Source organism: Neisseria sp. 74A18 (genome assembly GCF_001308005.1).
Classification (GTDB): domain Bacteria; phylum Pseudomonadota; class Gammaproteobacteria; order Burkholderiales; family Neisseriaceae; genus Neisseria; species Neisseria dumasiana.
The window spans coordinates 1-6,799 of sequence record NZ_LGZA01000054.1; the positions used below are offsets into that span (position 1 = coordinate 1).

General features: G+C 40.0%; 6 protein-coding genes. 5 read left to right on the top strand and 1 reads right to left on the bottom strand.

The genetic code is table 11. From position 1 onward, the window contains the following. Nucleotides 1-177 precede the first annotated feature (177 nt). Genes AKG43_RS11425 through AKG43_RS11440 form a run of 5 tightly spaced genes read left to right on the top strand, consistent with a single transcriptional unit; the run spans nucleotide 178 to nucleotide 5,411 of the window. Entirely contained in the window at nucleotides 178-1,350 is a 1,173-nt protein-coding gene (locus tag AKG43_RS11425; protein ID WP_054617412.1) for a site-specific integrase, read from the top strand. A gap of 5 nt (nucleotides 1,351-1,355) precedes the next feature. Then, on the top strand, nucleotides 1,356-2,921 hold the full coding sequence (locus AKG43_RS11430; RefSeq protein ID WP_054617413.1) for a tyrosine-type recombinase/integrase: 1,566 nt from the start codon (nucleotides 1,356-1,358) through the stop codon (nucleotides 2,919-2,921). A gap of 12 nt (nucleotides 2,922-2,933) precedes the next feature. Then, nucleotides 2,934-3,206 (top strand): hypothetical protein, encoded by a 273-nt coding sequence (locus AKG43_RS12995; protein WP_197273148.1) that lies wholly within the window; start codon nucleotides 2,934-2,936, stop codon nucleotides 3,204-3,206. Between the two features lie 11 nt (nucleotides 3,207-3,217). Then, nucleotides 3,218-4,942: a hypothetical protein gene (locus tag AKG43_RS11435; protein WP_197273149.1), complete on the top strand. Its 1,725-nt coding sequence runs from the start codon at nucleotides 3,218-3,220 to the stop codon at nucleotides 4,940-4,942. Continuing rightward, nucleotides 4,935-5,411: a hypothetical protein gene (locus AKG43_RS11440; RefSeq protein ID WP_054617414.1), complete on the top strand. Its 477-nt coding sequence runs from the start codon at nucleotides 4,935-4,937 to the stop codon at nucleotides 5,409-5,411. Before AKG43_RS11435 ends, AKG43_RS11440 begins: the two co-directional genes overlap by 8 nt. A 394-nt stretch (nucleotides 5,412-5,805) precedes the next feature. On the opposite strand, the gene AKG43_RS12600 is transcribed toward AKG43_RS11440, so the two are convergent. Further along, nucleotides 5,806-6,799: tetratricopeptide repeat protein (locus AKG43_RS12600; RefSeq protein ID WP_156300674.1), on the bottom strand; the 994-nt coding region annotated here is incomplete at its 5' end.

Below are 6,799 nucleotides of genomic sequence, written 5' to 3' on the forward strand. Positions count from 1 at the left end.
ACTTATTGTTTTTATGAAAATTTATTGAAAATAAAGCCTTTTGAATGTGTAAACGTTCAAAAGGCTTTTTCTTTTTATATAGATTTGTTATTTTATAAAATCGCATAATAAAAATATTGTAAATATAAAGTTTTTGAGTTATTATAATTTTGTCAATAAGTATTGCGAAATGAACCGATGAAAATAAATCTAGTTACACACAAAACGGGGGAACAAATACCAATAATGCTGGATTCTTCTGATATGCCAGTTGTCTTGCCTAATGAGTTTATCCTTGCTAGACGCTCTCTTAGTACCAATACATTAGTTCGGAATTTGAGAGAGTTGTCTGTTTTCTATCGTTGGTTGGCTAAATCAAATTATGATTTATCTGCTAAATTGCTGGCTCAAAATTCATTCAAAGAAGCAGAATTAAAAGGTAGTTTGGTCGAAGCACTAAGAATTGATCAAGTCAATGGGCATATAAGTGCAGTAGCGCCTAATACCTTCAATCAACGATTAACAACTATCCGACAATTTATCAGTTGGTGCATGGATGTACACATAAGTCAGTTGCCATTGTCTTCCTTGGACTACGAGCGTTTAAGAGAGAGAAAATTATTTTTGCTAAATACACTTGATAGTAGCTTTATGTCTACTACACCGAAAAAAACAAGTCTACGTAAAGGGTTAGATGAGGCAGAAGTTGATTTCCTACTTGCCGTATTACGCCCTGATGCAGTGGAGGGATTTGGGCAAGATTTAGCGGTAAAGTTCAGAAACTATATATCTGTTGGATTGATGCTATTTTGTGGTTTAAGGCCAGGCGAACTGCTTAGTCTCAGAGTAGAAGATGTCCAAATTGGCGCGATTTCGGCGATAAATGTTGAGCGTAGACCAGCGGACTTGCTAGATGTAAGGCGACCTAGACCTCAAATAAAACGTAATGGTAGGTGCATTCCAATTGTGAATAGACAGTTTGTTTTTGCATTAAACGAGTACATTGTTACTTGGCGTGAAGTGCTTGAAAGTAAAAAACACAATGGATCAGACTATTTAATTTTAAGTGATGATGGGGCTCCTTTGTCGCAATCCTCAATTACCCAATTTTTCCAGTTGCTGCGATTGCGATATGCTGAGCATCTGCCCAAAAACTTAACTGCTAAGTCTCTCAGGCATACATTTTCATCCAGGCTTGAGAGAGTATTAAGAGCTTCAGGAATGGAGGAGCAGCGTAGAAGAGAAGCGCTGGCCTTGTTGCGTGGTGATAGTAGTTTGGAGTCACAAGATACTTATATAGCACAAGAAGTTGAGGATCAGGCAATTAATTCATTAAAGCGATATCAAGCAGAAATCATGTCAGAGAGGTAGCCTTAGTGAACACAAGATTATTGAAAGCACAGACTGCCAGGCAATTTGAGCCTGAGATAGAGAAATTAATTACTCGAGAAGGAAAGGAAGTTGATATATCTGGTGATATTTGGAGGTTGCCATATTCTGTAAGAGATCATTCAACTCTGGATTTTAAAAAGATAATTAATCTAGACATAAGAGAAGCACTCAAAAACCATGTTATTGACCGACTTAAGCGAATATCTACCCATGCAGGTCACGCAGTGTATCAGGATGTTTGGAGAGAGGTGCTGAGACATTGGGAGGGTCCGTTAGATAAAGTTTATACAGAGTCATATTTAATAAGTTTATTTGAATCAGCTATTAGTCGCGCCCGTTCACGAAAAAGATTATGGGCAATGTATAGGCCGATTCAGTGGTATATTTGGAGTGCGGACAACAACCCGGAATGTGGATTTTCTGGAATTTATGCTCAAGAGCTTGAATCTTTAGAGTTGCCAGGTAACCCTAAAGGCGAAGCTGTGCGGATGGAGGATCCCGAAAGTGGTCCTTTGCATAAATCTCTTGAGTTACCCCTCTTAATAAATGCACTTAAATCGGATGAGGGCCAGTCATTAGAGCATTTACAGCAAAGGGTTGTAGTTGCTCTTTCTATTGCATTTGGACGTAATCCAGCTAACCTAACATTTCTACGAGAGTCTGATTTTGAACGGTTGGCACCAGGGGATAAGGATCCTTGCTACATTATTCGTATGCCAAGAATTAAAAAGCGATTTGTTAATCCACGAGATGATCTTTTGGATGAATATCTTGACCCACATTTTGGAGTTTTGATTGAAAAGTTGATGGAGGTCAGTAAGTTTGTGCCGTTGAATTTTGCTGATAGAGTTTTTGTAAAGCCAGAAGAACGACCATTGCTCATTAATAGGGATGGAAATAAAGCAGCCATTTTATCCAAAGATATAGATAACGTATTTAACCTGACAAGCAATGACATATCACGTTTACTCAGCGCGTTTGTAAAGTGTCATAATATTATTTCCCCACTTACTGGTAAATTGTTATATGTCACACCAAGGCGGTTGCGTTACACCTTGGCAACAGGTTTGGCTGCCGAAGGAATCAGTAAGCGAGAGCTGGCCAGAATACTGGACCATACCGACACCCAGCATGTGAACGTTTATTTTGAGATGGCTGGCAAAATAGTTGAGCACCTCGACAAGGCGACGGCGAAGGAGTTCTCGAAGTACCTCAATTTCTTTAAAGGGACATTGATCGATAGTGATAAAGATGCAGTCAATGGTGAGCGACATGATAAGCATTTAATATTTGTTGATGAGCAAAATCCCGCTGAACAGTCTGATATTGGTGTGTGCGGCGAATCCAGTGTTTGTTACCTTGATCCACCTTACTCATGTTATTTGTGTCCCAAGTTCCAACCCTATCGCCATGCTGATCATGAACATGTTTTGACATGTTTGTTGGCAGGTCGTGAAGAGCGTTTAAAAAAGTACGAGAATACGCGATTAGGAATACAACTTGATGAGGTAATCTCAGCGGTTGCACAAGTGGCTAAACTTTGTGAGTAAAGGAGGAGGGTAATGTCTGATGCTCGTTCTAATCGCAAAGCCAAGGTAATCCCTTTCATTGATAGGCTTGAATATGATAGGAGAACAAATCTTCATGCTTTAGTTAATAAAGCAAAACTAATGAGCTTGGAAGGATTTGAGTCTATTGACTGGGATAACTCTGTGTGGCAAATCAATACTGGTCGTCTGGTTAGACTTACAGGTAAAAATTCTAAAACAGCATCATTTACTTTCTCTCTTTCCCCAAAGCTGGGTTCTGAACCATTAGATGTTGTTGGGAGTTAGTTACAAAAGCATTGTTTATTCTTAGATACCACAGAAAATATCAATCAACGCCAAATCATCGCAATTTTATTGCTGCGTTAGGATATGTCTCATTTGCTGCTAAACAAATTGGGCAGAATTTGGCTAGGCTAACACCGGAGGCTCTAGATAATGCGTGTGGATTAATCTCTGCACATTACAGTAGCACCACTGCCTACAATCTACATAAGCATGTTGCAGAGTTCGCTGCGCACTGCGATGCCAATGGCTTATGTAAGAGTTTGTTGCAGTACAAATATGCCAAGATGAATAGGCCGGCAAACACAGGGGGACTCAATCATAAAAGGTTGGATGACCCCAAAGTTCTAGAGACGAAATCGGACAAACTTGTTGAACCAGCTGTATTCCGAGTTATCGGTGAACTCTATTTGAATGTTCCGAAAAAGCATAAATACAGATTTTATGTTTTGATGTTGACTTTGCTGGCTTGTACAGGAAGACGATTTAGTGAGATTTCACTATTACCCAATCAGCAATTGTCTTTCGATGATGACGGTAATAGCTATATCGAATATTTTCCGAGAAAAGCAAGCCGAGGTAACGTTTTTACACCAAAACGTAAGCTGTATTTGCCGTCAGAAGTGACTCCCATTGTCAATGATGTACTTATTGAGTTGGCAGAAATGACGGTACGAGCGCGTTCAACAGCAGAAGAAATGCACAAATTTAAGGGACCAGATCTGAGGTTTTTGGCCACAATACCGGAAGATAAAAGATTATACGCGGCGGATCTAGCTCAATTAGGGATCAGTCATACTATTTTGAGTATAAACGGATGGCTCAGAAAGAAAGCTCTCGCAAGGCCAGATTACAACGCATTAACTAAACAGGGAATTAAGCCTGCAAACCCTATTCTTTATACAGACAAAAATGGGTTAACTAAATATTGTTTTCGTGATTTCTCGGAAGCATCTCTCTTGGCTATTCACACAGATCAATTTGGAAAAGAATACTATCTAAAAGATCTTTTATTCATTCGGCCATTAGGACTTTCCAGTGGGAGCTATGCTCACTGGCTAGCCATAAGTTGTAGCCAGTCCATGTTCACCACATTTCTCCGCTATTTTCCTGCGCTTACTGCGGAATATGCTTCTAGCAGTATTCAGGTAGATTTTACCAGTCATCACTTTCGTCACACGCTCAACACCCTGTTGGATGAAGGTGGACTAAGTGATCTACTGCAAACCGAATGGTTTGGCCGAACTAACCCTAGAGATACCAAAGCTTATCAGCATACTTCTCGGGAAAAACGTGTATTAATGCTCAGAGAAGACATCAAGAAAGGTTTAGCTGGGGGGCAGTTAGCGGAGCAAATCAAAGTGGTTCCAGTAGAAATACAGGATGCCATTCTCAAAGCACGAGTTCAAGCCGTACACGATGTGGGTACGGGTATTTGCATTCACAATTTTTCTCAAACACCCTGCGAGTGCCATTTGCAATGTTCGGCAGATTGCAAAGACTATGTGTGGATTAAAGATGATAAGATGCGTCTGGATGAGCAGAAGCGTCAGTATGCCCTTACTGTATTAGCTCGCAAAAATGCAGAAAAACAGCTGGACACTAACAAGCCTAAAAAGAGCAGGGACTGGTTGTTACATAATGATAAAAAGCTCAAAACGTTGGCTGCACAATTGGCCGACAACGGGGTGGAAAACTTTGATCCCGAGCAATATTTAAATGAGGTAGAGCATGGTTAAGCGTTTTAGACACATGTCCGATAGTGACATTAATACAATTGTTACCGACTTAGACCGTTGGGCTTTGGGCGAGCTTGGATCAAAATTAACCTGGGCTGTCTTGGAAGAACGTTTTGGTTTTAGCCGTCAGTCGCTTCAGGCTAAGCCTGAAATTAAAGCCGCTTACGATAACGCCAAACGAGCACTGTCAGGCGGTCTAGTAAAAACCAAAGAGCAGGCAACTAAGGAGGTAGAAGGGCTTCAGGTAGAAGTAAATCGTCTCAGAGCGGAATTAGAAGCCTACAAGAGGAAAGAAGAACAATGGTTACGCCGTTGGCAGCAAATCGCCTTCCATATACGGCAGAAGGGGATACAGATGGCGAGTATTGATCAAAAAGTTCCTGTAAATGCAGAGCTGCCTTCCAATACGGAAACAGTTCTAATATTACGGTCTTTTGATAAAGAAATTCCTCCTTCTGGAAGAGCATAATGTTAATAATCGTATTACCGGCTTTCTCAACCATTTAAATAAAGAGTATGGTCTGAACCTAAAAGCGATAGCAGTGGTGAATAAAAGGCAGCAGCAAGGCCGACAGAAAGCCGCTATGGAACGCAAACTCATCGCGTACATGATTAAATGCCGAGAAAAACCCAGTACCTTTAAACAGCGGATATGGCTCAAAATGGCTATGCCTTATTTTCACAAATGTGCGTTGGAAAGTAGAAGCCGTATCACTCAAGTAGGAGATATGTACCGGATTGAGCAGAGTGGGCAGGTTTATAGTGTGCCGCAAGTTAATGAGCATAGTTTTAGGGGCTAATCTACATTAGCCCCTATTTAAAATGTTATCCAAAACCCCTAGTTATCTAGGTCAGCCCTAAATTTATTTGATGCCAAGTTTGTTCTGCCAATATTTTGCTTTAATTTCGTTCTTAGGAATTTCCTTACTGCCTTTTTCATAAATTCTCACTAGCCTTTCGACTGCTTTAATGTCACCATGATTTGCCGCGTCTTCGATCCATTTTAAAGCGTTTTTTTCATCTTTAGAAACATACTTTCCCGTCCAATACCAAGCACCAATCATATGTTTTGATGTCTCCCCTCCCATATCCGATGCTTTCATTAGGTATTCGAAAGCTTTAGCTTCATCATAAGGAAAAACCTGATTCTTCTGAGAATAGAGCAATCCTGCTACCGCATAAGCATAAGGATCTTCTTGAATTAAAGCTTTTTCCAACCATTGTTTGGCCTCTATTTTCTCGGCATTGGTTTTAGCAGCTTTTGATAATAAACTAGCTAACTCTGCTTGTGCCTTGGGAATTCCTATATTCGCAGCTTGCCTTAGCATGGCAGCAGCTTCATCTTCTTTATTGATTGATAAATACATTCTACTTAAATTATATAGAGCCTCTTTACTACCACCTTCGATAGCTTTATTTGTTAACTCTATAGCCTTCCCTGTATTTTGCTCAACACCTTTCCCGTAGAAATATGCCATCCCTAAATTTTGATAAGCTATTGGAATATTGTGTGTGGCTGCTAATTGATAATATTGGGTACTTTTTTCCCAATCAACAGGAACACCAATACCATAACTATAAAAATAGCCCAAGTTTACATAGGCAAGAATATTTCCTTTTTTTGCTGCTCTTTCTGTCCATTCAAAAGCTTTGGCGTTATCTTTTTCTGTTCCAGCACCAATAGAATAAAGCCATCCTAAATTAGATTCAGCAGCAGGATAACCTTGTTGCGCTGCTTTTTCTGTCCAATAAAAAGCTTTATTTAAGTCCTTAGGGGCTTCCAAACCATTTAAATAACGCGCCCCTAGATTATATTGGCTTGAAGCATTTCCGTTTTGAGCGCATTGTTCCAATCTA